This window comes from Actinophytocola xanthii, assembly GCF_001921205.1.
GTDB lineage: Bacteria > Actinomycetota > Actinomycetes > Mycobacteriales > Pseudonocardiaceae > Actinophytocola > Actinophytocola xanthii.
In genome coordinates, this window is the sequence record NZ_MSIE01000021.1 from 27,440 (window position 1) to 51,560 (window position 24,121).

Genomic DNA, 24,121 nt, shown 5'->3' on the forward strand with positions numbered 1-24,121 from the left:
GCCTCACCCGGCCGCGTTGGACTCCTCGAACTCCACGTCCCCGTACAGGCAGACCCGGTTGCGGCCGAGGCGTTTCGCGTCGTACAGCGCGTCGTCGGCACACAGCACGAGCTCGTCGAGGTCGGTGCCGTTGCGGGGGCACACGGCCGCGCCGATGGAGACCGTGACGCGCACGCTCTCGACCCCGCCGCCCTTCCCCTGTACCGGCACGCGCAGCGCGCCGACCTTCTGTCTCAGCCGTTCGGCGGTCGCCCGCAGCTCGTCCTCGCCCATCTCCGGCAGCAGCACGGCGAACTCCTCGCCGCCGAACCGGCCGGCCAGGTCGAAGTCGCGGCGCAGGTGCGCGCTGATCGTGCCGGCCACCGTGACCAGCACGTCGTCGCCGGTCAGGTGGCCGTAGGTGTCGTTGACGGCCTTGAAGTGGTCGAGGTCGGCCATGAGGACGCCCACCTGGGATCCCCTCGTCAGCTCCCGCTGGATGGCCTGCTCGGCGCGTTTCCACCACCAGTCGCTGTTGAGCAGGCCCGTCTTCGCGTCCGTCTGGGCCGCGCGCTCGTACTGCTTGATCAGCACTGTGTGCTGGGTGGCCAGCAGGGCGAGCAGGGGCGCCACCACGTAGACGGGCTGGAACACGAGCAGCGCCGCGGCGCAGAAGCCGAAGGCGACCGAGCTCGCCTCGATCCGCTGGTCCCTGGCGTTGCCGAGCACCTCCCGCATCCCGATCCGGGGTTGGGAGAGGGCCAGCACCAGGATGACCAGGGCGTAGTTGACCGCCCAGCGCACGGCGGCCGCGGTAGCGACGACGAGCAGCCCGTCCATGCCGACCGGCAGCGCCGGGTGGTCGGGGATCCCGACCTGGAGCACCGCCGCGGCCGCCTGGGTGGCGAGGACCACGGTGGCGGCCGAGTAGACCCAGCGGTAGCCCGGATACCCCTTCTGCGCGACCCAGATCCGCAGGTAGGAGTACCCGTGCGTGAACAGGACCATCGCGGTCGCCAGTGCCGGGGGCAGGATCACCAGGGCGGCGAAGTTCCACACCGACTTCTGGTCCACGTACGGGCCGGGGCCGGACGCCATCCGGCTCTGCCGTGCACTCGCCCGGGTGACCTCGAGATGTACGAGGGCGCAGGCGGCGAGGATGGCCGCCCGTTCCCAGTCCGGGTCGGTCACGGGGTGCCGAAGGCCGGTGTACAGGGCCGTGAGCACGGCCGCGGCCTCGACGACGAGTACGCACCAGAGAACACGTCGTGGCAGGCGCCAGACGGGCCACGACCCGATCCCCGCCGAGGCGGCTCGGTCCCCCATATCCTCTCCCCAGGACTCGGCCCTATCGTAACCGGGCCATTACCAGCTGTCGTCGCCCTGGGGAGTCTTGGGAACAAGCTCGCGGAAACGCACCCCTCCGTTACCGATGACCCGCGAAGAACTCCTCGAGCAACGCCGTGCACTCCCCGGCGAGGACACCCCCGACGACCTCCGGGCGATGGGTGAGCCGGCGGTCGCGCACGACGTCCCAGAGTGACCCCACCGCGCCGGTCCTCGGCTCCCACGCACCGAACACCACGCGGGCGATCCGCGCCAGCACCAGCGCGCCCGCGCACATCGTGCAGGGCTCGACGGTCACCACGAGCGTGCACCCGGTCAGCCGCCACCCGTCGCCCAAGCGCGCCGCCGCCGCCCGCAGGGCGAGCATCTCGGCGTGCGCCGTCGGGTCGCCCAGGGCCTCCCTGGCGTTGCAGGCCGCGGCCAGCTCGGTGCCGTCGGGGGCGAGGACCACGGCGCCGATCGGCACGTCCTCGGTGCGCACGGCCTCCCGGGCGACCTCGATCGCCCGGCGGACCAGCGGCTCGGTCACTGCGGAATGCTGTCCATCAGCTTGCCGAACTCCTCGGCGAAGCCGCAGCGCTGCGCGATCATCTGCAGCTGCTCGTCCGGGTACAGGTCGACCTCGCCGATGATGACCTGCAGCTCGGCCGCGGGCAGCCCGAGGTCGGCCAGGATGTCCAGCGCGCCCTCCGGCCAGATCTCCTCGTCGTCCTCGGTCGGCGGCTCGACCCGGAGCAGGTCGAGCGCGTCGGCGGCGATGTCGTAGTCGAGCGCCGCCGCGGCGTCGGACAGCAGCAGCGAGATGCCGCCCGGGCTCGGCCGCAGCAACAGGAAGAACTGGTCGTCGACACCGAGCAGGCCGAACACCGCGCCGGTCGAGCGAACCTTGCGCAGCTCGGTGATCGCGGCGTCCAGCTCGCCGAGGACTCCTGGATCCATCGCGGTGCACCGCCACTTGCCGTCCTCACGAACGACGGCGATCGCGAACCCGGGGACCGCATCCTGCTCGGACATGGGGACACGGTATTCCTGATGGCGCCGGCCCGAAAGAAGAGGGGGTTGCCCCGCGCCCTGCGCACGCGGTAGTGAACCACTCACACCCCGTCCAGCGGTGCGATCATCGAGACATGACTCCCGCCGAGACCGCCACCGCCCTGGCCGCCGACCCCCGGTTCACCGGGCTGCTCGAGGCCGCCCGCGCGTTGCAGCCACGCACGGTCGCCCTGCGCCGTCAGCTGCACAAGCACCCGGAGCTGGGTCTGCGGGTGCCGCGCTCGCAGGCGGCGGTACTGCACGCGCTGGAGGGGTTGGACCTGCACGTCACCAAGGGCGAGTCCTGCGACTCGGTGGTGGCGGTGCTCAACGGCGCCCGGCCGGGCCCGACCGTGCTGCTGCGTGGCGACATGGACGCCCTGCCGGTGCCCGAGGAGAGCGGGCTCGCCTTCGCCTCCGAGGAGGCGGGCCGGATGCACGCCTGCGGCCACGACACCCACACCGCGATGCTGGCCTCCGCCGCGCGGCTGCTGCACTCCCGCCGGGACGCCCTCGCCGGACGGGTGATCTTCATGTTCCAGCCCGGCGAGGAGGGCCAGCACGGCGCCCGGCACATGATCGAGGAGGGCGTGCTCTCCGCGGGCGGGCGCCCGGTGGAGCGCGCGCTGGCCCTGCACATCACGGCCACCGCCACCTCGGGCGTCGTCACCTGCCGACCGGGTCCGATCATGGCGAGCGCGGACGCGTGGACGGTGAAGGTGACGGGACGGGGCGGGCACGGCGCGATGCCGTTCCACGCGATCGACCCCGTGCCGGCGGCCGCGGCGATGGTCGGCGCCCTCCAGACGATGGTGACCAGGCGGTTCTCGGTGTTCGACCCGGCCGTGCTGACCGTCGGCCGGATCACCGCGGGTACCACGTCGAACGTGATCCCGGAGACCGCGGAGCTCGAGGGCACCCTGCGCACGCTCTCGCAGGGGGTGCGCGAGCAGGCGCTGGCCGAGATCCCGAAGGTGTGCGAGTACATCGGCGCCGCACACGGCTGCGCGACGTCGTTCGAGGTCACCACCGGGTACCCGCCCACGCGCAACGACGAGGCCGTCGCCGGGCGGGTGCTCGAGCTGGCCGGCGCGGTGCTCGGCACGCGGTTCGGCCCGGTGATGCCGGACCCGCTGATGGCCGCGGAGGACTTCTCCTACATCGCCCAGAAGGTGCCGGCGACCCTGGCGTTCCTCGGCGCCTGCCCGCCGGGCATCGAGCCCGACGAGGCACCGCCGAACCACTCGAACCGGGTGCACTTCGACGAGTCGGCGTTCGCCAACGGTGTGGCGATGTACTCCGCCTTCGCCCTGGACACCCTCCGCTGACCGATCCGGAATGATGACCGCCATGCGAGCGGTGTGCGTGATCGGTCTCGGCCTCATCGGCGGTTCGGTCCTCCGGGCGGCGGCACGCGCCGGCCGTCCGGCCTGGGGCGCGACGACGTCCCAGCCGGACGCCGCCGCGGCCGCCGCGGACGGCGCGACTGTGCTGCCCACCGCCGAGGCCCTGGCCATGGCCGCGGAGCGGGACGCCCTGGTGGTCCTGGCCGTCCCGCTTCCGGCGGTCGACGAGGTGCTGCGCGTGGTGGCGTCCACCGCGCCGACCTGCCTGCTCACCGACGTCGTGAGCGTGAAGCAGCCGGTGGCGGAGGCGGTGGCCCGCCTGGCGCCGACGACCAGGTACGCCGGCGGCCACCCCATGGCGGGACGCTCGGTGTCGGGCTGGGCAGCCGGCTCGGCGGACCTGTTCGACGGCGCCCCCTGGGTCGTCGCCACCGACGAGGAAACCCCACCCGACGCCTGGCGCGCGGCGACCGAACTGGCCCTCGACTGCGGCGCCCACGTGGTACCCACCACCGCGAGCGAACACGACGCGGCCGTGGCCCGCATATCGCACCTGCCGCATCTACTGGCCGCGGTACTGGCCGCGACGGGCGCGGACGGCGGCACCCTGGCCCTGGCCCTGGCCGCCGGCTCCTTCACCGACGGAACGCGGGTGGCCGGCACGAGACCGGAGCTGGTCCTCGCGATGTGCGAGGGAAACCGAGTCCCGCTCCTGGCCGCCGTGGACGAGGCCCTGGGCCGCCTCGGCGCGGCCCGGGGCGCACTGGCCTCCACCGGCGGCCTGGCGGCAACCATCCGCGCCGGCCACGAGGCCCGCACAGCCCTGGACGACCTACGGGCCGCGGACCGAGAGCAGATCCGCATAGACCTCACCGACCCGGAAGCCTTCGAGGACCTCCGCGCCCTGGCCGCGGGCGGCGGCAGAATCCTCCACCTGGAAGGCAACGAGGCAGTAGCCGACCTGCCCGGCTGACCACCACCGTCACCCAATCCCCATACGCAACAGGGCGCCAGCTGATCCAGGGGTGGCGTAAGAGCCAACCCGCGAGCGGGAGCTGGTGAAGGCCCGCGGCTGCCCCCAAGGAGCGGGAGCGACGGAGCGGACACCGTCTGGACTGAGGAGCGCCCGCAGGCGCGCCAGCGCCGAGGACGCGACGAGGGAAGACGGTGTCTAAGCGCAGTCGCGGGAGCGACCATCAAACACCGACAATCACACGCGCTTGGCGACTCCCGGGTAGTCCACGACCAGCCCTGACGTGTCCACGGTCAGATCCGCACTGAAGTCCGGCACCGAGTAGTTGATTACCGCACCCGACTCCGACACCGAGACGGTCCGATACGTCTGGTGCACCAGCCGCACCGACAGGTCCGGCATGGACACGTACAGCACCGGCAGCACGTGCTCCCCGGGCTCCCGGTGCAGGTTCAACCGCCGAATGGGCAACGCCGTGAACGTCACCGCCCCCGCCACGTCGACGTCGACCGCCCCGTCGAACTCGTTGCGTTGGGTCCCGTCCCCCCGGTCGACCAGCCAGACCCCGTCCTCGGTGCGCCCGACCGACACCTGGCGTTCCTCGTCCGCCGTGATCGTGCGCAGCAACCCTCGACCGACGTCGCCGGTCCGGGCGACGCTCAACTCGAACGAGGCGTTGAACGCCGGCGTGGCCCGCTCGGGGTTGGCCGCGGCGACGATGCGGCCCGAGGCACGCAGCCGGCCGTCGGAGACCATCAGGCGGACCGACTCCAGGTAGGGAGCGGTCACCCCCTGCCAGGTCATCATGAGCGGCTTGCGGCTCGAGCTCACTGACGCGCTCCTTCCGCCCGGTCCCCGGCGGCCGAGCGAATCCAACCTACTACGAGCTCAGGCGTTTCTGCGCCGACGCAGGAACAGAAGCGCTCCGGCGCCCGCACCGACCAGCACCAGACCGATCACGACCGGCGCGAGTACCGAGGCACCGGTCGTGGCCAGGCCGCCGTCGTTCCGCCCCTGGGGCACGGGCGCCGCGCTGGTGGTGGTGGTCGCCGAGGTCGTGGTCGAGCTGCTGGTGGGCGCCGTCGTGCTGGACGGCGGGGTCGTGGTGCTCGACGGCGGGCTGGTGGTGCTGCTCGGCGGCGGTGCGGCGGTCCAGGTGACGGTGGCCGAGGCGCTGAGCTCGGTGCTCGCGACCTGGGCCACGATGACCGGCTGGCTCTTCTTCTGGGCGTAGTTCCGGCTGACGAACAGCCGACCCGTGCGCACCTGGGCCGTTGCCGCCAGCTCGACGGTGACCTCGCCAGCCGCGGCGTCCTCCGGCACGTCCAGGTAGAGCTCGGTGCCGTCGACGATGTCCTCGGCACCCAGCTCGTCGCCCTCGGCGTCGGTGATCCGGACGCCCTCGGGCAGCTCGGCGGCGAGGTCGGTGACCTCGCCGGTGGTGCTGACCGTGAGCGGCCCGATCCGCTCGCCGGCCTCGCCGCTGAGCTCCTCCGGGGCGACCTCCAGCGCCGGGGCGGGCTGGTCCCCGATGCCGACGTTGTCCTCACCGGTCAGGTAGTCGTAGAGGGCCAGCACGTCGGCGTCGAACTTCTTGCCGACCACCGGCAGCGGGTTCTTCCGGTTGATCTCCACGCCGTCGCTGAAGTGCCAGATGGCGGCCTGGGTACCGGTGATGGCCTCCTCCGGGTTCAGCCCGCCGTGCAGGGTGACGCCCCTGTCCCGAAGGGTCTGTGCCAGCTGCTTGCGCGGCGTGGCCGGGAAGCCGTTGTGCAGGATCCAGTTGATCCGGTCGCGGTTGGTGTTGAACGCCGATCCCGGCTCGGGGAACTCGGCCCAGGGGGTCTCGACCAGCTCCTGCTTGGGGTCGAGACCGGTGCGGATCGCGACGCAGTACATGCCGAGCTTGCTGCCGTCGGAGAGCTGCAGGCCGATCACCTTGGTGATGATGTCCTTGAGCTTCCCGCGGCCCATGTTCACGTGGTAGCCGAGGGTCTCGCCGGCGACCATGCCGCTGGCCGGCTCGGCGCTGGCGGAGAGCGTTCCGCCGGTCATCGTCGCGACCACGGCCACGGCGGCGCCCAACGCACCGACGCGGGCACGGGCGGCCTGGAACCTGCTCGGCATGGGCACTCCTCGTCCTCCGCTACCGCATCTCCCCCGACCGGGGACGGAAGATCCACGATCGGGTGAGCGGGGAGCCTACTTAACGTCAAATAACGGCGTGCTTTCCGGGGGTCGCGACCCGCGGAGTGGGTGAAACCCGATAGCACACCGTTATGAACGCCCGGGCCGAGCGGGCTAGGGTCCTGCGTGTGACCGGTTGGCAGGGCAACGAGGGGGACCAGGGCGGCCAGGGCTCGTGGGGACCGCAGGGCACGCAGCCCTACGGCTCGCAGCCGTACGGGAACCAGCCCCAGGAGCCGTACGGCGGCGCGCCCTACTACGGCAACCAGCCCTACGGGCAGGACCCGTACGGCGGCCAGCCGTCCCAGTACGGCTATCCCGGCGGCTACCAGACCGGCGGGTTTCCTGCCCAGGGCTACCAGACCGGCGGGTTCCCGAGCCAGGGCTTCCCCCCGCCCCCGCCGCCGGCGCGGCCGAAGCTCCCGATGGTCCTCGGCGTGCTGGCGATCGTCATCATCGTCGGCGTGGTCGTGACGATCGTGCTGGTCAACCGGGACAGCGGGGAGCCGACGGCGGGGTCGACGGAGAGCACGGCCCCCACGACGGAGCCGACCGACTCCGGTCCCGGCCCCTCCACCCGCTCCGGGCCCAGCTCGAGCGAGGCACCCACCTCGGAGGGCCCCGGCACCCGGGACGGCTGGCAGAAGATCGACAACAGCGCGGACTCCGGCCTGGTCTACGAGGTGCCGCCGGAGTGGAAGGCCGTACCGGACACCCGCGCGAGCGGGCTCGGCGTCGACTTCACCGGGACCGCCGACTACGCCAGCTACCGGTGCGAGGGTGCGAACTACGTCCGCAGCTACGCGACGAGCGGCGACGTGCAGGCCAAGGACGGCGCCGAGCTGGACCTGGCCAAGACCGTGAAGGACTTCGCGAACTCGTTCGCCCTCGCCTCGTTCAAGGACACCGCCACCGTCTCGGTGCCCGAGCCGACGGAGACCGAGGTCGACGGCAGGCCGGCGATGACGCTGGCCGCCAAGGTGACGCCCAAGGTGACGATCCCGGGCTGCGAGGCGACCGAGGGCGAGGTCGCGATCATCGGTGTCGAGCTGGAGGCGGACGGCGAACCCGCCGGGGTGGCCATGCTCGTCGTGGTCAGCGACGTCTCGGGCGGACCGGCCGACCCCAAGCCGCTGCCCAAGACGGTCGCGCAGGAGATCCTGGCCTCCACCGCCCTCGGCTGAGGAGCTACCCGGCCAGCCAGGCGCCGACCACCTCGTCGAGCACCGACAGCGGCAGCGAGCCGTTGCCCAGCACGGTGTCGTGGAAGGCGCGGATGTCGAAGCCGGAACCGAGGCGCTGTTCGGCAAGGCCGCGCAGGCGTTGGAGCTCCAGCCGGCCGACCATGTAGGACAGCGCCTGGCCCGGGTAGACGATGTAGCGGTCGATCTCGTCGCCGATCTCCAGGTCGGCCATCGGCGTGTTCTCCCGCAGGTAGGCCACGGCCCGCTCCCGCGACCAGCCCAAGGCGTGCATCCCGGTGTCCACGACCAGCCGACCGGCCCGCATCGAGTCGGTGGCCAGCATGCCCAGGCGCATGAGGTCGGAGCTGTAGACGCCCATCTCGTCGGCCAGGCGCTCGGTGTAGAGGCCCCAGCCCTCGGCGTAGGCAGTCGGCGTCACCACGCGGCGGAACATCGGCAGGTGGGTGAGCTCCTGGGCCAGCGCGATCTGGAAGTGGTGGCCGGGCACCACCTCGTGGAAGGCCATCACCTCGGAGGTGAACCGGTCCCGTTCCTCGGCCCGGTAGGTGTTGGCGAAGTAGGTGCCCGGCCGCGCGCCGTCCACCGAGGGGGCCAGGTAGAACGCCGCGGGACTGCCCGGGGCGTCGGCCGCGGGCACGGGCTCGATCTTGCACTCGGCCTGGGCGAGGCGCCCGAACCACCGGGGCAGCTCGGCCTCCGCCCTGGCCACCGCCTCGCGGGCGCTGGCCAGCAGCTCCTCCGCGTCGTGCCAGCGCATGGCGGGGTCGGTGGTCATCCGGCGGAAGACCTCCTGCTGGTCGCTGGTCCCGAAGACCCGCTCGCCGATCCGGGCGTACTCCTCGGTGAGCCGCTCGATCAGCTCCAGCCCGGTCTGGTGCAGCTCCTCCGGCGTGCGGTCGGTCGTGGTGTGGTGGCGGACCAGGCCCGCGTACATCGCCTCGCCGTCGGGCAGCCAGCACAGGCCGACCCGCTCCTCGTCGCGACCGTGCTCGACCAGCTCGGACAGCGCCGCCCGGTACTCGGCGAAGGCCGGACGCACGACGTCGGCCAGCAGCCGGCCGCGCTCGGCGGCCAACTCGCCCTCGAGCGGCTGGCGGGCGGCCGGGTCCTCCTCGACCGGCGCGGCGAGGTAGCGGTCCAGGTGCGCCACCGCGGAGCGGACGAGGCGGGCGACGGGGACCCGCCCGGCGGCGAGACCCTCGCGGTGGCGCCCCGCGACCGTGCGGAGGTAGCCGGGGACCGCACGCAGGCGCTGGAGGTAGGCACGGGTCCGGTCCTCGTCGGACAGCACGAGCATCGGGAACAGCGCCAGCAGCTCGGGCGCCGGGCTCACGAAGAGGTTGGAGATGCCGTACTCGACCTGGTGGGAGTCCAGCTGGTCGACCGTCGAGCGGGCCTGCTGGACGAGCATCGAGCGGGTCACCGACCCGTCCCGGTCGAGGGTCGAGGCGTCCAGAGCCTCGGCGCGGGCGGCGATGTCGAGACAGCCGGCCCGGAACGCCGCCTCACCCTCGGCTGACCGGTCGGGCAGGGCGTCGTCGTGCCCGGGTAAGCCCAGCAGCGTCGCCCAGAGGGGGTCCGCCGTGAAGGTGAGCTCGAGGTACTCGTCGGCAAGCGCGTTCACGGTGTCGGCCACCCGGCAACGCTACCGACTCGAGTCGGCGCCGTGTTCACGCTGGTACTCGCGCCAGCGCCGCATCATGCCGTCGATCTCGCCGCGGAGGAAGTCGAAGAACTGCCGGCTCTGGGCCAGGCGCCGGCCGGCCCTGGTGTCCTCGCCGACGATGGCCGCGCCGTCCCCCAGCAGCAGCGCCCACTGCTCCAGCTGCTTGTCCCGGTTGGCGTAGGCCTCGTACCAGAGGTCGTCGGTGACCTCGTAGTGGTCGCGCCGTTCCCCGGGATGACGCCCACGGGAGATCAGCCCCACCTGGGTCAGGTACCGGACCGCCCCGGAGATCGCGGCCGGACTCACCCGCAGCTGCTCGGTCAGCTCGGCCGCGGTGCGGGTGCCGTCCTCGGCCACCAGCAGCGCGCCGAACACCCGTGCCGGCATCCTCGCGATCCCGGCCTCGACCAGGAGCAGCGCGAAGCGCTCCACGAACCGGGCCACCTCGTCGTCGGCCCGCGCGCTCACCTGGTCGTTCCCGCTCTCCGGCACATCCCGCATCTTCCACTCCGGCCGTGTGATCACGATCAGTTTAACTGTTTTCGTGTCTTCACAAGTTTGTGAAAACTCTGTACGGTCGAATACGTGACAACCGCAATCTCCGTCTCGGGCCTCGTCAAGACGTTCGGCCCGACACGTGCACTCGACGGGCTGGACCTGACCGTGCGCAGCGGCGAGGTCCACGGCTTCCTCGGCCCGAACGGCTCAGGCAAGTCCACGACGATCCGGGTCCTGCTCGGCCTGCTCCGAGCCGACGCCGGCGAGGTCCGCCTGCTGGGCGGCGACCCCTGGACCGACGCGACCGAGCTGCACCGCCGCCTCGCCTACGTCCCGGGCGCCGTCTCACTCTGGCCGAACCTGTCCGGCGGCGAGGTCATCGACCTGCTCGGCCGGCTGCGTGGCGGCCTGAACCCGAAGCGCCGGACAGAGCTGCTCGAGCGCTTCGACCTCGACCCGACGAAGAAGGGCCGGGCCTACTCGAAGGGCAACCGGCAGAAGGTCGCCCTGGTCGCCGCGCTCGCCTCCGACGTCGAGCTGCTGATCCTGGACGAGCCGACCTCCGGCCTCGACCCGCTGATGGAGGCGGTGTTCAAGGACTGCGTGCGCGAGGAGCACGAGCGCGGCCGCACCGTCCTGCTCTCCAGCCACATCCTCGCCGAGGTGGAGTCGCTCTGTGAGCGGGTGAGCATCATCCGGCTCGGCCGCACCGTCGAGACCGGCACCCTCACCGAGCTGCGGCACCTGACCCGCACCTCGATCTCGGCCGAGCTGGCCGGCGTACCGGACCGGCTGGGTGAGCACCCCGGCGTGCACGACCTCCACGTCGAGGGCCACCGGGTGCGCTTCGACGTCGAGACCGCGGAGCTCGATCCGGTGCTGCGCGAGCTGACCAGGGTCGGGGTGCGCGGCCTGGTCAGCCAGCCGCCGACGCTGGAGGAGCTGTTCCTGCGCCACTACGAGGAGGCGTCGCGATGACCACCACGACGGCGCTGCCCACGCCCGCGCGGGTGGGCAGCGGCGGGTGGCGTACCGGGTTCACCGGCACCACCGCGCTGCTGCGGCTGGCGCTGCGCCGGGACCGGGTCCTGGCCACCTGCTGGATCCTCGTGTTCGTGGCCATGGCGGCCGGCTCGGCCGCGGCCTCGCAGGGCGTCTACCCGACCCAGCAGGCCCGGGTGCGGGCCGCGTCGGCGATCAACGACACGCCCGCCATGGTCGCGCTCTACGGGCGGGTCTTCGACCCCACCTCACTCGGGGCGGTCTCGCTGATCAAGCTGGGCGCCTTCGGCGCGGCGCTGGTCGCCCTGGTGGCGATCTTCAGCGTCGTCCGGCACACCCGGGGCGAGGAGGAGGCGGGACGGCTCGAGCTGGTCGGCGCGGCCGTGGTGGGCCGCTACTCCGCGCTGACCGCGGCGTTGCTGCTGGCCATCGGGACCAGCATCGTGCTCGCGCTGCTCACAGCGCTGTCCCTGGTCGGGGCCGGACTGCCGGCCGACGGCGCACTCGCCTTCGGGCTGTCCTGGGCCGGGGCGGGTGTCGCGTTCGCGGCGATTGGCGCGCTGGCCGCCCAGGTCACCGAGAGCGCCCGAACCGCGAACGGGATCGGCGCGGCCGTCCTGGCCGTGGCCTACCTACTGCGGGCGACCGGCGACGTGACCGGCGTCGACGACTCGACCTGGCCCTCCTGGCTCTCGCCGATCGGCTGGGCCCAGCAGGTGCGCCCGTTCGCCGGTGACCGCTGGTGGGTCCTGGTCAACCTGCTGGTGTTCGCGGCGCTGGTCGCCGCCGCGGCGTACGCGCTGGTCGCCCGCCGCGACCACGGCGCCGGCCTGGTCGCGGCCCGGCCCGGCCGAGCCGCCGCACAACCCCGGCTGCGCAGCCCGCTGGCCCTGGCCGCACGCCTGCACCGCGGTGCGCTGGTCGGTTGGCTGGTCGGCATGGCGCTCGGTGGGCTCCTGTTCGGCAGCATCGCCTCCCAGGTCGGCGCGCTGGCCGACACCCCGGAGGCCCGGGAGATGATCAGGCGGCTGGGCGGCGAGCGCGGGCTGACCGACGCGTTCCTCGCCACCGAGCTGGGCATCCTCGGCGTGGTCGTCGCCGCCTACGGGATCTCCGCCGCCCTGCGCATGCGCGGGGAGGAGACCGCTGGCCGGCTCGAACCCGTGTTGGCGACCGGCGTGGGTCGGCTGCGCTGGGCGGCCAGCCATGTGATCGTCGCACTGGGCGGCGCGGCCCTGCTGCTGGTCACGGTCGGGCTCGGCGCCGGGTTCGCGCACGGAGCGGCCACCGAGAACTTCGGGGAGATTGGCCGGGTGCTGGCCGCAGCCCTGGTGCAACTGCCCGCGGTGTGGGTGCTGACCGGCATCACCGTGCTGCTGGTCGGGGCGGCGCCGAGGCTGGCGGTGCTCTCCTGGGCCGCGCTGGTGCTGTTCCTGCTGCTCGGTCAGCTGGGCTCGCTGATGCGGCTGCCCGGATGGATGATCGATCTTTCCCCGTTCGGGCACACGCCCAAGCTGCCGGGCGCCGAACTGGAGCTCACCCCGCTCGTCTCGCTCACGCTGATCGCCGCGATCCTGCTCACCGTGGGACTGTCCGCCTTCCGCCGGCGCGACATCGGATGAGCTAGAGGATCACCACGCCGCCGCTCGTGCGGCGTGGTCCGGGGCGGTCCTGGTTGGAATGCTGGAGTCGTCGGGTCGGTTATGCCGGGCGTAGCCGATCCGACGAGGACGGCCGAACCAGGACGGGCAGGTGATCGCGGGTGAGCGCCGCACCGGAGGCGATGTCGGCGACCCCGAGCACCACACGGTTACCCAGCGAGGTCTGGGTCCTGGTCGCGGCCAACTTCGTGATCGCGGCCGGGTTCGGGCTGGTGGCCCCCGCCCTCCCGACCTTCGCCCGCAGCTTCGACGTCAGCGTCACCGCGGCCTCCATCGTGGTCAGCGCGTTCGCGGTGGCGCGGCTGGTGTTCGCCCCGGCCAGCGGACGGCTGGTGAGCGCGTTCGGTGAGCAGCGGGTGTACCTGACCGGCATCTCGATCGTCGCGGTCACCACCGGCGCCTGCGCCTTCGCCGGGGCGTACTGGCAGCTCGTGCTGTTCCGCTCGATCGGCGGGATCGGCTCGACGATGTTCACCGTGTCGGCGATCGCCCTGCTCATCCGGGTCACCCCGGCCCCGCTGCGCGGCCGGGCCTCGGGCCTGTGGGGCACCGGGTTCCTGCTCGGGAACGTGGCCGGCCCGCTGCTCGGCGGCGGGCTGCTGACGATCTCGCTGCGCGCGCCGTTCCTGGTCTACGCCGGGATGCTGTTCATCGCCGTGCTGATCGTCTGGTGGTTCCTGCGCAACTCCACGCTCGCCGCCCGGATCACCGAGGAGCAGGCGCCCGCGATCACCGTCCGGGAGGCGTTCCGGCACCGCGCCTACATCGCGGCGATGGGCTCGAGCTTCGCCAACGGCTGGGCGGTGTTCGGCGTGCGGGTGTCGCTCGTGCCGCTGTTCGTCACCGAGGTGCTGCACCGCGACGACGCCTTCGCCGGCACCGCGCTGGCGGTGTTCGCCGCGGGGAACGTCGCGATGCTGCTGCTGGCCGGCAAGCTCGCCGACTCGATCGGGCGCAAGCCGGTCGTGCTGGTCGGGCTGCTGGTCGCCGCCGGCGGGACGATCTGGGTCGGCTGGACCGACGACGTGCTCACCTTCATGATCGCGACCGTGGTCGCCGGGCTCGGCGCCGGGCTGCTCGCACCGCCCCAGCAGGCGACGGTGGCCGACGTGATCGGCTCCACCGGCCGGGGCGGGCCGGTGCTCGCGACGTTCCAGATGTCGGCCGACATCGGCGCCGTGCTCGGGCCGATCGTCGCCGGGGTACTCGCCGACCAGCTCTCCTACGCCACCGCCTTCGCCGTGACGGGGGCGTTGTGCCTGGTCGCCGCGCTGGTCTGGCTGCCGGCGCCGGAGACCCTGCCCCGCGCCGCGACCGACCGGCAGCACCCGACGCCGGAGGAGGCGGTGGCGGCCGAGCTGCCGGTCAGCTCGCCGGCCGAGCGTGCGCCAGCAGAAGAAAATCCACCACGAAGCAGGTGAGCCGCCCCTGCTCGTCGCGGCCGACCCACACCGGGTAGGAGCCGTCGCCCCAGCCCGACTCGACGCTGACCAGGTTGGCGCCGTCCGCGGCGAGCTCGTGCGCCCAGCCCGTCATCTCGCCATAGGCGCCCTCGACGAGCTCGGCGAACGCCGCCCCGGCCGAGGCGTCGACCAGTGCCACCCGCCCGCCGTCCACGCCCACCCCGAAGAACTCGCCGTCGCCGAGCAGCAGCTCCTGCTCGCCGGGTCGCCAGGCGTGGTCGAAGACGACCGGGTCCGCGTCCGACAGCACCACCGCCGCCGCGGCGACCCGGGTGTGGTCGGGGTCGTCGGCGAAGCGCACCACCGACAGCCGCACCGGGTACTCCCCGGGCGGCGCGGTCTCGACGAACGGCGCGACGTCGGCCAGCCACGGGTCCGGGTCGGCGACGACGAGGCTGCCGGTGGGCAGCCGCAGCGGGCCGGCGTCGACCACCTCCACCCGCACCAGGCCCCCGTCGATCTCGAACCGCGCCCCCTCGTCGAAGGCCTCCCGCACGTGCACGGGCCGCAGCGGCACCGGCGGGTGCCAGGGGGCGGTCAGCGGCGGGTCGGCGACCTCGGCCGGGTCCTCGGCCGGCGAGGCCTGGACCGGCTCGCCGAGCAGCTCGGCGACGACCGCCGGCCACCCCTCGGGGGTGGGCACCGGCCACGAGGTGACCGCGAGCTCGAGGTCGGGTCCGGACCAGCCGCCGGTGGACACCGTCCGCTCGCCGTCGGGCCGGTAGGCGGCCACCCACCGCGGGGTTCGCCAGGCCGGCCGACCGGCCTGGAACTCGGCCTCGGCCGACGACTCGTAGGCCCACTGCCGCAGCTCCCGCACCCGGAGCCGGCCGTCCGGCCAACGCCGCAGCTCGAGCCGGCGATCGCGGCGGCCCTGCTCGTCGATGCGCCAGACGGCGGCGTGGTTGGCGGCCCAGCACACCTCCACCAGGGCGAGTGGGCGCTCCCCGGTCAGCAGGAGCGCGTACTGCTCGCCGCCCGCGTCCCGCTCGGCCGCGGTGTCCGCCGGCAGCGGGCGCACCGCCGAGCGGGTTCCGGGGTCCCATCCCTCGCAGAAGACGATCTCGACGGACACCTCACAGATCCTGTCAGGCGTGGGCCACCGCGGCGTCGGTCGGCTCGCGTAGGTTCGGCTCCATGGCGACGATGGTGACCTTTCACGCCCACCCCGACGACGAGTCCATCGCCTGCGGCGGTGTGATGCGCAAGGCCTACGAGCAGGGGCACCGGGTGGTGCTGGTGGTGGCGACGCGGGGCGAGCTCGGCGAGGTGCCCGAGGGCTTCCTCGCCGACGGTGAGCAGCTGTGGCAGCGCAGGGTCGAGGAGACCAAGGCGGCGGCCGAGGTGCTCGGCGCCGCGCGCGTGGAGTTCCTCGGCTACACCGACTCCGGAATGATGGGTGAGCCGACCAACGACGCACCCGGGACGTTCTGGACCGCGGACGTGGAGGAGGCCGCGGAGAAGCTCGCGGCGATCCTTCGCGAGGAGAACGCCGACGTACTCACGGTTTACGACGACCACGGCGGATACGGCCACCCCGACCACATCCAGGTGCACCGGGTGGGCATGCGGGCCGCGGAGCTGGCCGGCACCCCCCGCGTCTTCCAGGCCACGATGAACCGCGACGCGATGAAGCGGAGGCAGGAGCAGGTCGCGGGCGACGTCGACTTCACCCCGCCGGACCTCGGCGACGACTTCGGCACCCCCGAGGCGGAGCTCACCACGGCGGTCGACGTGACGCAGTGGATCGACCACAAGCGCCGGGCCATGCGGGCGCATGCGAGCCAGATCAGCGAGCAGTCGTTCTTCCTGGCGATGCCGGAGGAGATGTTCCGGTACGCCTTCGGCACGGAGTGGTTCATCAGGGTCGGCGCGGAACCCGGGATCGCCGAGTCCGACCTGTTCGACTGATGCTGTTCGACGAGGTCCTCGCCGCCGGCCCGGTGCGCGACCTGGTCTCCGACGGTGCCTGGCTGCGCGCGATGCTGGAGGCGGAGGCGGCGCTCGCCTCCGCCCAGGCCGACGTCGGGCTCGTGGAGCGGTCCGTGGCCGACGAGATCGCCGGCGCCTGCGACCCGGCCCGGTTCGACGTCGCACAGCTCGGCCGGGACGCCGCCGACTCGGGGAACCCGGCGGCCCCGCTCGCCCGGGCGCTCACCGCCCTGGTCTCCGCGGACGCCGCCCGGTACGTCCACTTCGGCGCGACGAGCCAGGACGTGGTGGACACCGCGGCGATGCTCGTGTCACGGCGCGCGGTGTCGGCGGTCCTGGTTGACGTGTGGGCCTGCTGCGACGCACTCGGGTCGCTGTGCGCGGAGCACCGGGACACCGTCCAGGCCGGGCGCACCCTGCTCCAGCAGGCGCTGCCGACCACGTTCGGGCTCACGGTGGCCGGGTGGTTGTCCTCGCTGGGCGCGGCCGGACGGGCACTCGCCGGCGTGCGACCGGCCGCCCAGCTCGGCGGCGCGGTCGGCACCCTGGCGTCGCTGGGCGAGGCGGGTCCCGCGGTGCTGGCGAAGTACGCCCGGCGGCTGGGGCTGGCCGAGCCGGACATGCCCTGGCACACCGACCGCGGCCGGGTCCTCGACCTGGCCACCGGGCTGGGCCGGGTCAGCGCGTCGGTCGGGAAGATCGCCGGTGACGTGGTGCTGCTCGCGCAGACCGAGGTCGGCGAGCTGAGCGAGGTGGCCGGCCCGGGTGTGGGCGGGTCCTCGACCATGCCGCACAAGCGGAACCCGGTCGCCGCCGTCGCCGCGCGGGCGGCGGCCGCCCAGGCGCCGGGAATGGTGGCGACCCTGCTGGCGAACTCCGGCCACGAGCACCAGCGCGCCGCGGGTGCCTGGCACGCGGAGTGGCGCCCGCTGACCGAGCTGCTGGCGGCCACCGGGTCGGCGGTGTGGTGGTTACGCACGAGCGTCTCCCGGCTGGCCGTGCACCCGGACCGGATGCGGGAAAACCTCGCCCGCACCGGCGGTGCGCTGCTCGCCGAGCGGGTGACCACGGAGCTGACGCCCCGGGTCGGCCGCCTGGTCGCCCACGACGCGGTCGCCGAGTGCGTGCGCGCCGGCGGCGACCTGGCCCAGCGCCTGGCCGAGCACCCCGCGCTCGGCCTGGACCGCGAGCGCGCGGCCGAACTGCTCGACCCGGCGGGCTACCTGGGCGCGGCAGGCGAGTTCGTCGACCGCGCCCTGGCCGCCCACGCCCGACGAAAGGACGGCCAATGAGCGTCGAGGTCTACTACGAGGTGAGTGGGCCCGAGAACGGGCCGGTGGTGGTGCTGGCCGGGGCGCTGGGAACCAACGTGCGGATGTGGGCCGCGCAGGCGGAACGGTTGGCCGCGGCCGGCCTGCGGGTGGTTCGCTACGACCACCGCGGGCACGGCGACTCCCCGGCTCCACCGGGGCCGTACACGCTGGAGGAGCTGGCCGGCGACCTGGTGGCCCTGCTCGACCGGCTCGACGTGCCCAAGGCGTCGATCGTGGGCCTGTCGCTGGGCGGCATGGTCGGGATGTGGCTCGCCGCCCACGAGCCGGCGCGGGTCGAGCGGTTGGTCCTGTGCTGCACCTCGGCGAAGATCGGACCGGCGCAGCTGTGGGTCGACCGAGCCCGCGCGGCGCGCGAGTCCGGGATGGAGGCCCTGGCCGACGCCGCCGTCGGCCGCTGGCTGAGCTCGAACGCGCGACCGGCGCTGGCGAGCGGGCTCCGGGCGATGTTCACGGCGACACCGGCCGAGGGCTACGCCTCCTGCTGCACCGCGATCGAGACGATGACCGTCGAGGACGACCTGCCCTCGATCACGGCACCGACGCTGGTCATCTCGACCCTGCAGGACCAGGCGACCCCGGTCGACCACGGCGCGCGGATCGCCGCGGCGATCCCGGGAGCGAGGATGGCGGTCGTGGACGGGGCCGCGCACCTGGGCAACGTCGAACAGCCGGCCGAGTTCACCGCGCTCATCCTCGAGCACCTGCTGCCGTCGCGCTACGAGGCAGGGACCGCGATGCGGCGAGCCGTGCTCGGCGACGAGCACGTGGACCGGGCGATGACCACGATGACCGAGTTCACCAAGCCCTTCCAGGACTACACCACCGAGGTGGCCTGGGGGACGGTGTGGAGCCGCCCTGGCCTGGACCGCCGCACCCGCAGCGTGATCACGCTGACCGTGCTCACCGCGCTGCGGGCCCACGAGGAGCTGCCGATGCACGTGCGGGCCGCGGTCCGCAACGGCCTCACCCCGGCCGAGATCGCCGAGGTCCTGCTGCACACCGGGGTCTACGCGGGCGTCCCGGCGGCCAACTCGGCGTTCGCCATCGCCCGCAGGACCCTGGACGAGCTCGGCTGAGCGGTCACCCGGCGCCGATGCCGCGCAGCCGGCAGCAGCGCTTGTACTTCTTCCCGGAGCCGCACCAGCAGGTGGCGGCGCCCTCGGGCGGCCAGGTTCCGCTCACCGCGGACATCCGCCGGTAGGCGCTCAGCGTCGTGCCGATCGGCGGCAGACCCCGCGTGTGTGCGGCGAAGGAGTCGAAGTCGGCCACCGCGTAGGTCGGCTCGGCAGCGCGGGCCAGGGCGCGCTCGACGAGCGTGCGGTGCTCGTCCCAGTCCGCGCCGAGGTCGTCCTTGAGGGTCGGCCAGGCGGCGACGGCCCTGGTGTGGTCCACCCGCCGCCAGAACAGAACGCTGGGCACACCGCCCGCGGGCCGACGGTCAGCCGCGGCTTCCGAGGCGCTGGAGCGAGCCCGGTCGGCGGACTTGCGCAACTGCGCCGCCAGCGCCGGCTCCCGCGCCAGCCGCTCGCCGGCCTGGTAGCCGCGGAGCGCGCCCTCGACGTCACCGGTGTCCGCGAGGGCGTCGCCGTAGACCAGGTGCTCCTGTGCCCCGGCCCGACCCTGCTCCTCGAGGCGGGCGAACTCGCGTGCCGCCTCCTCGGGGCGGCCGGCCCTGGCCAGCAGCGCGGCGAGGTGGGCCCGCAGCTCCACCACCAGCTCGTCGCGCACGTCCTCTGAAACGCCGAGCCGCAGCGTCGCCTCCGCCTCGGGCCCACGGCCGAACCTCAGCTGGAGCTCGCTGACCGCGACCAGGGCGTAGGCCACGCTGAACTCGGCGCCGCGCAGGGCGGGGTCGTGCACCGCCGCCATGATTCGGTCGATCGTCTCGTCGGGCGAACCCCGGTCGATGGCCTCGCCCACGGCGAAGTCGACGTCATCCCCGGAAACCACACCACGTAACGGCATGACGCGGAGATTACTCAGCCCGCGATCCTGGCGAGTGCCGCCGGGTCCGGCGCGCCGTCGGCGATCACGACGGTGTAGCGGAAGCACAGCGTGCCGTCCTCGACGACCAGCACCTCCCGGTCGAAGAACGGCGCCGGGCACACGGCGGCGAACGGCTGGGAGCGGACGAACCACTTCGGCTCGTCGGTAGCCACGAACACCAGCGTCGACTCGCCGCCCTGCTCGTCGTGGCGGCCGCGGAAGGCGAGCCAGGGCGCGCGCACGCCCATCAGCTCGTCACCGCCGACCCGTCCCGGCACGTGCACCCCGCCGCCGGTGAACGATCTGGGCCCGCGCCAGAACAGCCCGCCGTAGCCGGCGTTCGGGCGTCCCTCGGTGGTCGGGCTGCCGATCACGATCCCGGCATCGGAGACGTTGGTGAAGCTGGTCCGGAAGCGGAGTGCCCAGGCGCCGTCGAGCACCTCGAAGCCCAGCTCTCGCTCCTCGACGAACCAGGTCTCGCCCTGCTCGGTCTCCCAGGCGAGCGACTCGGCCAGCTGGACCTGCCCCTTCTCGGTGGACACCACGGAGAAGTCGACGTGCCGCATCGCGCCGTTGTTCGCCAGCTGCTCGTACCCGCGTTCGCGCCGGTACGTGGGGCCGCCCCAGAAGTTCGCCGGGCCGACGTTCGGCAGCGACCAGGCGATCCCCTTGTGCCATACGTGGTCGTGCGGCCGGTACAGCGAGACCAGGCTCCCACCCAGCGTCCGGAGGGGGTGCAGGTAGGGCCGCGGCGACTCGAGCTGCCGGTCCCACGGCGCGTAGACGTACCGCGCGATCTCCACGTCCCCGCACAGCACCCGCATCGACCTGCCGTGCTCCTCGACCAGGCTCATCGTCATCGCGCGCCTCCCCAGGGCGGACCGCTGCCCCGCATGCGGTGGTAGAAGGGCGAGTCGGGGCCGAGCTCACCGGCCGCGACACGCTCACCGGTGAACGCCGACGCGTAGATCGCGGCCACCAGCTCGACGGTAGGACGGGTCTGCTCGAGTGTCACCGGCGGCGGGACCGCGGCGGCCAGCGCGTCGAGCACGGCCGCCAGCTGGGCGTCATGGCCGCTGCGCACCCCGGTCGGTGCGGCGGCCCAGGCACGGGCCACCTCCGCGGTGTGGCCGGGCGCGCCGGTCACCGTCCAGTTCTCGTCGCCGTAGCCGTACAGATGTTCGAGCTCGACCGTGGCATGCTCGAAGTCGAACCGCAGGTAGCTGGACTCCCGCGGTGAGACGAGGCTGTTGACCACGGTGGCCACCGCGCCGTTGGCGAACGTGACGATCGCGCAGGACAGGTCCTCGGTCGCGGTGGGCTTCACCTGCCTGGCCGCCACGGCGACCACCTCACGCCACTCCCCCATGATCGACAGCAGCAGGTCGAACTGGTGGATCCCGTGGCCCATCGTCGGCCCGCCGCCCTCCACGTCCCACCCGCCGCGCCACGGCACCGCGAAGTACTCGTCGGCACGAAACCAGAGCGTGTGGCAGACCGCGGCGGTCGGCCGGCCCAGACGCGGGTCGCCGACCAGCTCCCGCAACGCCGCCGCGCCGGAGCCGAACCGGTGCTGGAACACGGTGGCGAACCAGGCTGCGCCCCGCTCGGCCGCGGCCGCGACCTCGTCCAGCTCGGCGAGGCTGAGCACCGGGGGCTTCTCGCACAGCACATGGCGCCCGCGGGTCAGCGCGGCGACCGCCTGCGGCGCGTGCAGCCCCGGCGGGGTGCACAGGTGCACCAGGTCGGGGGACTCGGCGGCCAGCAGCGCGTCCAGGTCCGGGTAGGACGCCGGCACTCCCCACCGCTCACCGAAGGCGGTGCGGGCCGCGAGGTCGACGTCCGCCGCGGCGACGATCCGCGACCGGTCCCCGAACCGGGACAGGGCAGCGGCGTGCAAACCGGCGACGGCGCCGGTTCCCACGATCGCGCTCCGGACGGGGGCGGTCATCTCACCGCACGGTGACGCCGACCCTGGCCACGTGGGTGGGTCCCACCGGAAGCTCCGGCCCGACCAGACGCAGCGACTCCACGTGCCGCACCGCCGTGCTGGAGGCACTCAGCCGCAGCTCGAGCTCACCCGGTTCCACCACCCGGTGCCCGGCGCGCCCGGTGAACGCGGCGGCCGACGCCGGGACGTCGAACTCCACCCGCCGCGACTCGCCCGGCGCCAGGCGGACCTTCACGTAGCCGATCAGCCGCACCACCGGCCTGGTCACCTGGGCGACCGGGTCGTGCAGGTACAGCTGCACGACGTCCGCGCCGGCCCGCTCGCCGGTGTTGGTGACGGTCAACGAGAGCGTCGTCGCGCCGTCGGTCGGGACGTCCCGAGTGGACAGGGCGAACGAGTCCCACTTGAAGTCCGAATAGGACAGGCCGTGCCCGAATGGGAACAGCGCGGTGGGGTCCACGCTGCTCGCGCCGTTCTGGTGGCCGAGCAGCGGGGCGAGGTAGCCGGCCGCGTGGGCGTACGGGTCGGCGGGCACGCTCACCGGGAGCCGACCGGCCGGCTCGACCCGCCCGCTCAGTACCCCGGCCACCGCGGAGCCGCCCTCCTCGCCGGGGAAGAACGCCTGGACGATGGCGGCGGTCCGGGAGGCGTAGGGCCCGAGAGCGTAGGGCCGGCCGCTCAGCAGAACGAGGACGACAGGGGTCCCAGTGGCCAGTACCGCCTCCACCAGCTGGTGCTGCGCCCCGGGCAGTCGCAGGTCGGGGACGTCACAGCCCTCGCCGGAGGTGCCCCGGCCGAACAGCCCGGCCCGGTCGCCGATGGCGACCACGCAGACGTCCGCTCGCCGAGCGACCGCGACGGCCTCGTCGAGCCCGTCGGTGCTCAGGTCCGAGACGTCGCAGCCGCGGGCGTACTCCACCAGCTCGGGCGGCACCTCGGCGGCGAGCGCCTCGAGCAGCGTCGGGATCTCCACCCCCATCGGCACCTCGGGGTGCTGGCTGCCCACGTGGCTGGGGAAGCTGTAACAGCCGAACATCGCGCTCACGTCGTCGGCCTGCGGGCCGACGACCGCGATCCGGGTGCCGGCGCGCAGCGGCAGGGTGCCGTCGTTGGCCAGCAGCACCACGGACTCCTCGGCCAGGCGCCTGGCCAGCTCGCGCCCCGGCTCCGGGTCGAGCGTCACCCGGCCGTCCACCGTCGTGGGCTCCCAGTCCGGGTCGAGCAGGCCGAGCTCGCACTTCTGCCGCAGCACCCGCCGGACCGCCCGGTCCACGACGGACTCGTCGACCAGCCCGGTGCGCACCGCCTCGATGAGCGGTTGGCCGTAGCACCGCACGGTCGGCAGCTCCACGTCGACACCCGCCTCCAACGCGAGCGCGGCGGCCTCCGCGGGGCCCGCCGCCAGCCCGTGCTGGGTCTCGACGAACGTGACCGCGAAGTAGTCGGAGACGACCGTGCCGTCGAACCCCCAGTCCTCGCGCAGCAGCCGGGTGAGCAGGTTGGGGTCCGCCGTCGGCGGAACGCCGTCGACCTCGGCGTAGGAGGGCATCACCGACCCCGCGCCGCCCTCGGTCACGGCGTGCAGGAACGGGAGCAGCAGCACGTCGGCCAGCTCACGGCGACCGACCGCGACCGGGCCGAAGTTGCGCCCCGCCCGGGAGGCCGAGTACCCGACCAGGTGCTTGAGGGTGGCGACGATCCCGGTCGACTGGAGTCCGCGCACGTAGGCGGTGGTGATCGTGGCGACCAGGTACGGGTCCTCGCCGGCGGTCTCCTCCGTCCGGCCCCAGCGCGGGTCCCGGACCACGTCGAGAACGGGGGCGAGCCCCTGGTGGATCCCCAGCTGCCGCATCGTCGCGCCGATCTGCTCGGCGATTCCCTCGACGAGCTCGGGGGCGAAGCTCGCACCCCAGGCCAGCGCGGTCGGGTAGACGGTGGCGCCCCAGGCCATCAGCCCCGCCAGGCACTCCTCGTGCACGAGCGCGGGGATGCCGAACCGCCCGGCGGCCACGATGTCGGCCTGCATCGCGGCCAGCCGAGCCGTCCCGGCGACCGGGGTCACCGGTGCCGAGCCGAGGGGGCGGGTGAGCTGGCCGAGCCCCTGCTCGATCAACCGCGGCCAGTCCAGGACGTTGTCCACGAGCTCGTGCTGGAACGGCGCCACGTCGTCGTCGCCGTCGGACATCCCCAACCAGATGCCGTACAGCTGCCCCACCTTCTCCGGCAGGGTCATCCTGGCCATCAGGTCGGCCACCCGCTCCGCAGCCGGCAGCCGCGGATCTCGCCATGGCTCCGCGACCGTCACCGTACCCTCGGGCTCGTTGCGCATGCCGACGTCCTGTTCGGTCATGTTCCGAAATTTTCCGGAACCACTGTACCCACGCTAACCCTCTGGTTACGACGGTATCAAGGGATTGACGCCCGAATAGCCGGGCCGTAACCTGCCCTCAACTTGTCGCAATTATCGAATCTTGACCGAAATTTTTGTGATCGCGCTGGGGCGGTCGCTAGTCGGCGGGCCCTGGCGTCGTAGACCACTTCGTGGAAAGGCGCGCGGCT

21 protein-coding genes are annotated in these 24,121 nt (G+C 73.2%); 9 read left to right on the top strand and 12 right to left on the bottom strand.

Going from position 1 to position 24,121, the window contains the following annotated elements; genetic code table 11:
- Nucleotides 1-3: 3 nt before the first annotated feature.
- The 3 genes from BU204_RS13200 to BU204_RS13210 form a co-directional block, all read right to left on the bottom strand.
- Nucleotides 4-1,305, bottom strand: a complete 1,302-nt coding sequence (locus BU204_RS13200) for a GGDEF domain-containing protein (RefSeq protein WP_083661281.1) — start codon at nucleotides 1,303-1,305, stop codon at nucleotides 4-6.
- 100 nt (nucleotides 1,306-1,405) lie between these two features.
- The gene (locus BU204_RS13205) at nucleotides 1,406-1,855 is read right to left on the bottom strand and encodes a nucleoside deaminase (RefSeq protein WP_075125940.1); all 450 of its coding nucleotides are present in this window, start codon (nucleotides 1,853-1,855) and stop codon (nucleotides 1,406-1,408) included.
- Nucleotides 1,852-2,340, bottom strand: coding sequence for a tRNA adenosine deaminase-associated protein (locus BU204_RS13210; protein WP_075125941.1), 489 nt, complete (start codon nucleotides 2,338-2,340; stop codon nucleotides 1,852-1,854). Before BU204_RS13210 ends, BU204_RS13205 begins: the two co-directional genes overlap by 4 nt.
- Nucleotides 2,341-2,453: 113 nt before the next feature.
- On the opposite strand from BU204_RS13210, the gene BU204_RS13215 reads away from it, so the two are divergent.
- The gene (locus BU204_RS13215) at nucleotides 2,454-3,686 is read left to right on the top strand and encodes a M20 metallopeptidase family protein (RefSeq protein ID WP_075125942.1); all 1,233 of its coding nucleotides are present in this window, start codon (nucleotides 2,454-2,456) and stop codon (nucleotides 3,684-3,686) included.
- A gap of 22 nt (nucleotides 3,687-3,708) precedes the next feature.
- Nucleotides 3,709-4,677 carry a prephenate dehydrogenase gene (locus tag BU204_RS13220; RefSeq protein ID WP_075126015.1) on the top strand — a complete coding sequence of 323 codons (969 nt, stop codon included), beginning with the start codon at nucleotides 3,709-3,711 and terminating at the stop codon, nucleotides 4,675-4,677.
- 237 nt (nucleotides 4,678-4,914) lie between these two features.
- Here BU204_RS13220 and BU204_RS13225 read toward each other — a convergent pair whose 3' ends face one another.
- Both BU204_RS13225 and BU204_RS13230 read right to left on the bottom strand, forming a co-directional pair.
- Nucleotides 4,915-5,508, bottom strand: a complete 594-nt coding sequence (locus BU204_RS13225; RefSeq protein ID WP_233160179.1) for a putative glycolipid-binding domain-containing protein — start codon at nucleotides 5,506-5,508, stop codon at nucleotides 4,915-4,917.
- 57 nt (nucleotides 5,509-5,565) lie between these two features.
- On the bottom strand, nucleotides 5,566-6,804 hold the full coding sequence (locus tag BU204_RS13230) for a thioester domain-containing protein (RefSeq protein ID WP_075125943.1): 1,239 nt from the start codon (nucleotides 6,802-6,804) through the stop codon (nucleotides 5,566-5,568).
- 188 nt (nucleotides 6,805-6,992) lie between these two features.
- Between BU204_RS13230 and BU204_RS13235 the strand changes: the two genes are divergently transcribed.
- Nucleotides 6,993-8,048 (top strand): hypothetical protein, encoded by a 1,056-nt coding sequence (locus BU204_RS13235; protein ID WP_143229487.1) that lies wholly within the window; start codon nucleotides 6,993-6,995, stop codon nucleotides 8,046-8,048.
- Between the two features lie 4 nt (nucleotides 8,049-8,052).
- Here BU204_RS13235 and BU204_RS13240 read toward each other — a convergent pair whose 3' ends face one another.
- Entirely contained in the window at nucleotides 8,053-9,705 is a 1,653-nt protein-coding gene (locus BU204_RS13240) for a DUF885 domain-containing protein (protein WP_075125945.1), read from the bottom strand.
- 9 nt (nucleotides 9,706-9,714) lie between these two features.
- On the bottom strand, nucleotides 9,715-10,260 hold the full coding sequence (locus BU204_RS13245) for a GbsR/MarR family transcriptional regulator (RefSeq protein WP_233160187.1): 546 nt from the start codon (nucleotides 10,258-10,260) through the stop codon (nucleotides 9,715-9,717).
- Nucleotides 10,261-10,320: 60 nt separating this feature from the next.
- Here BU204_RS13245 and BU204_RS13250 point away from each other — a divergent pair, with 60 nt between their 5' ends.
- The 3 genes from BU204_RS13250 (at nucleotide 10,321) to BU204_RS13260 (ending at nucleotide 14,317) form a co-directional block, all read left to right on the top strand.
- On the top strand, nucleotides 10,321-11,211 hold the full coding sequence (locus BU204_RS13250) for an ABC transporter ATP-binding protein (protein ID WP_075125946.1): 891 nt from the start codon (nucleotides 10,321-10,323) through the stop codon (nucleotides 11,209-11,211).
- Nucleotides 11,208-12,857: an ABC transporter permease gene (locus BU204_RS13255; protein WP_083661282.1), complete on the top strand. Its 1,650-nt coding sequence runs from the start codon at nucleotides 11,208-11,210 to the stop codon at nucleotides 12,855-12,857. Before BU204_RS13250 ends, BU204_RS13255 begins: the two co-directional genes overlap by 4 nt.
- Nucleotides 12,858-13,018: 161 nt before the next feature.
- The gene (locus BU204_RS13260; protein WP_083661294.1) at nucleotides 13,019-14,317 is read left to right on the top strand and encodes an MFS transporter; all 1,299 of its coding nucleotides are present in this window, start codon (nucleotides 13,019-13,021) and stop codon (nucleotides 14,315-14,317) included.
- Here BU204_RS13260 and BU204_RS13265 read toward each other — a convergent pair.
- Nucleotides 14,262-15,434, bottom strand: a complete 1,173-nt coding sequence (locus tag BU204_RS13265; RefSeq protein WP_158073456.1) for a DUF4241 domain-containing protein — start codon at nucleotides 15,432-15,434, stop codon at nucleotides 14,262-14,264. The two genes, BU204_RS13260 and BU204_RS13265, sit on opposite strands and share 56 nt — an antisense overlap.
- Before the next feature lie 62 nt (nucleotides 15,435-15,496).
- On the opposite strand from BU204_RS13265, the gene BU204_RS13270 reads away from it, so the two are divergent.
- Genes BU204_RS13270 through pcaDC form a run of 3 tightly spaced genes read left to right on the top strand, consistent with a single transcriptional unit; the run spans nucleotide 15,497 to nucleotide 18,701 of the window.
- Complete coding sequence (locus BU204_RS13270; RefSeq protein WP_075125948.1) at nucleotides 15,497-16,270, top strand: PIG-L family deacetylase; 774 nt, start codon at nucleotides 15,497-15,499, stop codon at nucleotides 16,268-16,270.
- A complete protein-coding gene (gene pcaB / locus BU204_RS13275) occupies nucleotides 16,270-17,583 on the top strand; it encodes a 3-carboxy-cis,cis-muconate cycloisomerase (protein WP_075125949.1) in 1,314 nt (437 codons plus the stop codon). The genes BU204_RS13270 and pcaB overlap by 1 nt, the downstream gene beginning before the upstream one ends.
- On the top strand, nucleotides 17,580-18,701 hold the full coding sequence (pcaDC, locus tag BU204_RS13280; RefSeq protein ID WP_075125950.1) for a bifunctional 3-oxoadipate enol-lactonase/4-carboxymuconolactone decarboxylase PcaDC: 1,122 nt from the start codon (nucleotides 17,580-17,582) through the stop codon (nucleotides 18,699-18,701). The genes pcaB and pcaDC overlap by 4 nt, the downstream gene beginning before the upstream one ends.
- Nucleotides 18,702-18,705: 4 nt before the next feature.
- Here pcaDC and BU204_RS13285 read toward each other — a convergent pair whose 3' ends face one another.
- Genes BU204_RS13285 through BU204_RS13300 form a run of 4 tightly spaced genes read right to left on the bottom strand, consistent with a single transcriptional unit; the run spans nucleotide 18,706 to nucleotide 23,912 of the window.
- The gene (locus BU204_RS13285) at nucleotides 18,706-19,590 is read right to left on the bottom strand and encodes an SEC-C domain-containing protein (RefSeq protein ID WP_075125951.1); all 885 of its coding nucleotides are present in this window, start codon (nucleotides 19,588-19,590) and stop codon (nucleotides 18,706-18,708) included.
- A gap of 14 nt (nucleotides 19,591-19,604) precedes the next feature.
- Nucleotides 19,605-20,471 carry a DUF6807 domain-containing protein gene (locus BU204_RS13290; RefSeq protein ID WP_075125952.1) on the bottom strand — a complete coding sequence of 289 codons (867 nt, stop codon included), beginning with the start codon at nucleotides 20,469-20,471 and terminating at the stop codon, nucleotides 19,605-19,607.
- Nucleotides 20,468-21,562, bottom strand: coding sequence for a Gfo/Idh/MocA family protein (locus BU204_RS13295; protein ID WP_075125953.1), 1,095 nt, complete (start codon nucleotides 21,560-21,562; stop codon nucleotides 20,468-20,470). Before BU204_RS13295 ends, BU204_RS13290 begins: the two co-directional genes overlap by 4 nt.
- Before the next feature lies 1 nt (nucleotide 21,563).
- Nucleotides 21,564-23,912, bottom strand: coding sequence for a beta-xylosidase/alpha-l-arabinosidase (locus tag BU204_RS13300; protein WP_083661283.1), 2,349 nt, complete (start codon nucleotides 23,910-23,912; stop codon nucleotides 21,564-21,566).
- Nucleotides 23,913-24,121 lie beyond the last annotated feature (209 nt).

Excerpts from the sequence above, each read along its gene's own strand:
- BU204_RS13200 (WP_083661281.1), bottom strand. The coding sequence starts at position 1,305 with ATGGGGGACCGAGCCGCCTCGGCGGGGATCGGGTCGTGGCCCGTCTGG.
- BU204_RS13210 (WP_075125941.1), bottom strand. The coding sequence starts at position 2,340 with ATGTCCGAGCAGGATGCGGTCCCCGGGTTCGCGATCGCCGTCGTTCGT.
- BU204_RS13215 (WP_075125942.1), top strand. The coding sequence starts at position 2,454 with ATGACTCCCGCCGAGACCGCCACCGCCCTGGCCGCCGACCCCCGGTTC.
- BU204_RS13220 (WP_075126015.1), top strand. The coding sequence starts at position 3,709 with ATGCGAGCGGTGTGCGTGATCGGTCTCGGCCTCATCGGCGGTTCGGTC.
- BU204_RS13230 (WP_075125943.1), bottom strand. The coding sequence starts at position 6,804 with ATGCCGAGCAGGTTCCAGGCCGCCCGTGCCCGCGTCGGTGCGTTGGGC.
- BU204_RS13255 (WP_083661282.1), top strand. The coding sequence starts at position 11,208 with ATGACCACCACGACGGCGCTGCCCACGCCCGCGCGGGTGGGCAGCGGC.
- BU204_RS13260 (WP_083661294.1), top strand. The coding sequence starts at position 13,019 with ATGTCGGCGACCCCGAGCACCACACGGTTACCCAGCGAGGTCTGGGTC.
- BU204_RS13270 (WP_075125948.1), top strand. The coding sequence starts at position 15,497 with ATGGCGACGATGGTGACCTTTCACGCCCACCCCGACGACGAGTCCATC.
- pcaB (WP_075125949.1), top strand. The coding sequence starts at position 16,270 with ATGCTGTTCGACGAGGTCCTCGCCGCCGGCCCGGTGCGCGACCTGGTC.
- pcaDC (WP_075125950.1), top strand. The coding sequence starts at position 17,580 with ATGAGCGTCGAGGTCTACTACGAGGTGAGTGGGCCCGAGAACGGGCCG.
- BU204_RS13285 (WP_075125951.1), bottom strand. The coding sequence starts at position 19,590 with ATGCCGTTACGTGGTGTGGTTTCCGGGGATGACGTCGACTTCGCCGTG.
- BU204_RS13290 (WP_075125952.1), bottom strand. The coding sequence starts at position 20,471 with ATGACGATGAGCCTGGTCGAGGAGCACGGCAGGTCGATGCGGGTGCTG.
- BU204_RS13295 (WP_075125953.1), bottom strand. The coding sequence starts at position 21,562 with ATGACCGCCCCCGTCCGGAGCGCGATCGTGGGAACCGGCGCCGTCGCC.
- BU204_RS13300 (WP_083661283.1), bottom strand. The coding sequence starts at position 23,912 with ATGACCGAACAGGACGTCGGCATGCGCAACGAGCCCGAGGGTACGGTG.